We start from the raw sequence: 3,966 nt of genomic DNA, 5'->3' as shown, positions 1-3,966 counted from the left end.
GTTCCAGATGTTGGCCAGCACCTCGTCGCTGCCGTTGATGGCGGCACCCGACATGTCCAAACCATCGATCGAAGGCACGATCYCTATGGGTTGGCCGTGGCCCTTGTCGATGAAGGCGACCAGGGTGGACTTTTCGTTGACCGTGTCGCCGAGCACATGGCCGCGGTCATTGATGTCCTGCCCGCCGCTGTCCCAACCCGCCAGGTGGTCCAGCTCTTTCATCGACTTGCCCGGCTTCCAACGGAAAGCGCGTTCCGCATCCGTCGGCGAAATTTCGGCACGACCGGTCGCCCACCCCGACGCGTTGATCTTCAAGGCCAAACTGGTGGTGCCACCCAAGGTGCCCATGTCGGTCAGCGTGCCGTTGTCGTAGAAGGCAGCGTGCAGGTTGACTCCGTCAAACAGGGCGCCGCCGGCGACCTGGCCCAGGTTGTTGATGGACGTGGCGTAGCGCATGCCAGTCAGTGGCTGGCGCGGGCTGCCATCGTGGGGCCATACGTAGGCTTGGGTGTCCACTTCTCCCACCACGTCGCCCAAGTCGTTCAGGCCGTGGCAATAGGCGAACTCGCTGCCCGGCAGCAGCTTGGTGACCCCGTTGGCGAAAACATAGCAGGCCGAACTCTGGTTGTGAGCCGTGCTCGCCAAGCCCATCACCCAGCCCTTGCTGTTGATGACCTGGGCCGACGTAGGCGTGTAGCCGCCCGCGGCGGGCACGGCCTCGATCTTGTAGACCGGCGCTCCGATCGCCGCGGTGGCGCCGAAGGCGACGAGCATGGCGGCAGCACTGGGCAGCCAACGCGAAAACGAACGAGTCATGGGTACTCCTGTTGGTTTGAAAAGTATTTGTCGGGTGACATCGAGACCATAGGGTGCCGGGCGCCAAGGCCAAACACCTAACTTGCAAACTGACTGGTACAAGATGTAAATGTCAGGCTGCGCCTGGCGCATGCCTAACGCATCACAAGGGGGCGCTCAAGGCCGAGCTGAACGCTCGCCTTGGCCTCTGGTTTTCAGGCTGGACAACGCAGGCGGTGCCCTATGTCCATCCGACGCGCGTTGGGAGCAAGCCCCGGCTCCAGCCGATTGCCATGCGCGCCAGCGATGGCAGGCCCCATAGCACGAAGCTCGAGGTGTCGACCAGCAGGCGCCACCAGGTCGTGCCCTTGCTGGCGATGTCGCAGCGACACAGCGCGCACCAGCAGAGCAGCACGTCGAACGAGAGGTAGGCGGTGGCCAGGCACAGCGCCAAGGAACGCCTGGCGTGGCCAATGCTCGACAGCGCAGCCACTTCTGCCGCGACATGGCTGTGTTCCACTTCTTCCTGCGCATGCCAGCGCCAGGTGCGGCTGTGCATGGAGCCATCGTCAGGGAGCAAGTAGGGCCGGTCCAGAATCTCGCGCGACAGCACGGTGGTCAGGTGTTCGAAGGCGACCGTCAGCGCCAGCTTCATGGGCAAGCTCAAGCCAGCCAACCCATCGGCCGCTTGGCTGGCGCGCAGCGCTGCGGCACTCGCGGCTGGCGTCTCGGCGACGAGCGCCTGGTTGTAGCGTGCGTGGGCCCGCTGATGCGCGCGCTCCTCGCGCAGGAGCCGATCGACTTCGGCCTGCACCGGCGCGGCAATCGCGCTGTCTGTCTCCCTGCGCCATTGTTCGAGTGTCGCTATCACGAATGCCTCGCCGGCCGGCAGCAACAGCGACAAGGCATCGAACAGCCGGCTGCGTGGAATTGTGCGGTTCCAGGGCACCGGGTTCCGGGATGCGCCAGGTGGAACGGTGGTCATGGAGCCGCCACTATCTTGCCCACCGACGCGGGCCTTCGACCAGCCAGCGGCGGACGAACTGGGCATACGGGATCGGCGCTGCCAAGGCATCGGCCCGCAGGCGGGTCGGCGCTTCATGCCATGGCGAGCCGGGGTGGCGATGATGCACGCGGTGCAGCGAAGCGTGCAGGGTCAGCCACCCCAAGCCAGCCGGCAGGACGACGTCGTTCGTTACGGCATCAGGGTCGCGACGGCAAGCCGCCGGTAGCACCGGGGCACCGTAATGTTCCGACTGCGTCAGCGGGAAATCAGCCCACGAGAACAGCAAGAGCGGGACGGCGTAGGCCCACAGCACCGCCTGTGGAAAGCGCCATGCGAGCAGACACAGCAATGCCGCGAATGCCAACCCGTACACAGCTGCTGCCGCTCGCCATTTGTGGTGTCTCACCGGCACCATCGGCCAAGCGACCCGGTTGATGTGGAACGCCACCCAAGGCACTTCAAGCGGCGCCAGCAGCCAGATCCAACGTGTTCGCCAACTCAACGCGTACAGCCGCCCTTCGGGATCGTCGTCGGTGCAAGGCGCCCGATGGTGCTGGAAGTGGAAGTACCGGTAGGCGACGAAATTCACTCCGACCAACGCGGCGCACAGTGTGCCCACCATGTCGTTGGCTCGACGGCTTCTCAAGAAGGTTCGATGCACGCACTGATGCTTCGCTTCCTGGCAGCCCTTCAAAAGCAACGCCTGCACCAGGGCAAGAAGTACTCGCGATCCGGTGTGCTCCATGCCGACGATCAACGCCGTGTTGGCGACAACACCGAGCAGGAACAGGACGCTCGGCATGTCAGCGAGCCAAYGGGTGTGTCGGTGTGCCGGGCCGATGGTCCACGGCATCTTGCTCACAGCAGCCCTGTCAGGTGCTGGGTGATGCGTTCTGTCGAATGCAGTGGAAGGGTTCGCCACACCGGAGCCAGCGTCGACAGCGGGATCGTGCCCCGCAAGATCACCCCGTAGTCGAGCGAACGCGCATGGGGGAAATAGCCCGGCTTGACGCAGACGATCTTCTTGAATCCACGCGAGTGGTAGTAGCGCAGCTGTGAATCGGCACACCGGCCGGCATGCTCGCGATTCACGTAGTCTTCGACACGGCCCATGTGGTGCCGCCGCAGCCAGTCCCGCAGGCCCGGAATGGGCGACCCCAGGTAGATGTGGCGAAAGCCGTTCTTCAGTGCCCGTGGCCAGAAGAAGCTGAGGATCGCGTCGACGGCGGACGGTTCCCGGCTGCTCAGGCTGATGCCGAACAGCGACTGGCTGTTGGGTGCTGACGGCATGTCGACGCATTCCTGCCACGTGTCAGCGTTGCGCCAAAATTCGGCGGGAACCGGCTTCAGAAAAAGCGAGGCGAGGGCCCGGCCAGTGAGCGGGCAGAACGCCCCCATCGACAGCTCAGGATGGACACCGATGCGCGTCTCGAGATCAGCCCCTGATGCAGCCTGTTCGTGGTCCCACTTTTCGCACTCGAGGTCCAGAAGGGCGGGCACATCGCGAGGCGTAAGCCATGCAACCTGCGGACTGCTCTCGAGTTCTGGAGGCAAGTCGGGCGCAGGAATGGTTTCGTGAGTGCAGTGAAATGTCATCGTCTCGCGAACGGCGCACTGGCTGCGCGCTGCTTGGAGGAGGCCGCATTGCACTAGGGCCCGATGTCATTTCGATGACGTGGTGGGGTCAGCCGTAGGGGCACCACAAACAAACGACGCGCCGGCAAGCGTGGGGATGAGCCGCCGGTCTTGGCCAGTTCTTGATGGTGCGAACGGCCCTCTTCAGCGCGCCAAGTGGGATTGGAAGCGGCCGGGTGTCGTGCCGACCTGTCGCATGAAAGTCCGGGTCAGCTGACTCTGGTCGCAGAAGCCGCACTGCACGGCGACCTGCGCGAGCGGCAAGCCCTGGCGGATCAGCACTTTCGCGTGTTCGACACGCCGGTGCAGGAGGTACTGGTGCGGCGAACGTCCCGTGGCCTCGCGAAACGCGCGCGAAAACTGGCGCATGCCCAGGCCGGCTGCATCGGCCAGTTCCTGCAGCGAGACTGGGCCGGCGAAACCGGCCTCGATGAGATCGACCACCCGATCACGTGCCCGCGTGGACAACCCCTTGACGCTTGCTGCCACGGGCGCCGAGAGGTGCGCAACGAGGGCGGCAATCAGTGAGT

4 protein-coding genes and 1 pseudogene are annotated in these 3,966 nt (G+C 64.6%); all 5 read right to left on the bottom strand.

All coding sequences use genetic code 11. From position 1 onward, the window contains the following. Window positions 1-816 (bottom strand): annotated as a pseudogene (locus AC1DYI_RS28820) (hypothetical protein); the annotation flags it as partial. A gap of 220 nt (window positions 817-1,036) precedes the next feature. Further along, window positions 1,037-1,744 (bottom strand): metal-dependent hydrolase, encoded by a 708-nt coding sequence (locus AC1DYI_RS28815; protein WP_477207552.1) that lies wholly within the window; start codon window positions 1,742-1,744, stop codon window positions 1,037-1,039. A gap of 46 nt (window positions 1,745-1,790) precedes the next feature. Next, entirely contained in the window at window positions 1,791-2,654 is an 864-nt protein-coding gene (locus tag AC1DYI_RS28810; protein WP_477207551.1) for a fatty acid desaturase family protein, read from the bottom strand. 5 nt (window positions 2,655-2,659) lie between these two features. Beyond that, complete coding sequence (locus tag AC1DYI_RS28805) at window positions 2,660-3,301, bottom strand: hypothetical protein (RefSeq protein WP_477207550.1); 642 nt, start codon at window positions 3,299-3,301, stop codon at window positions 2,660-2,662. A gap of 279 nt (window positions 3,302-3,580) precedes the next feature. After that, the coding region (locus tag AC1DYI_RS28800; protein WP_477207549.1) for a helix-turn-helix domain-containing protein at window positions 3,581-3,966 on the bottom strand (386 nt) is incomplete at its 5' end.

The organism is Ideonella sp. P3_A4 (assembly GCF_056403075.1).
Note: the sequence above shows the minus strand (reverse complement) of the source record. Positions and strands in the feature narration are given on the sequence as shown.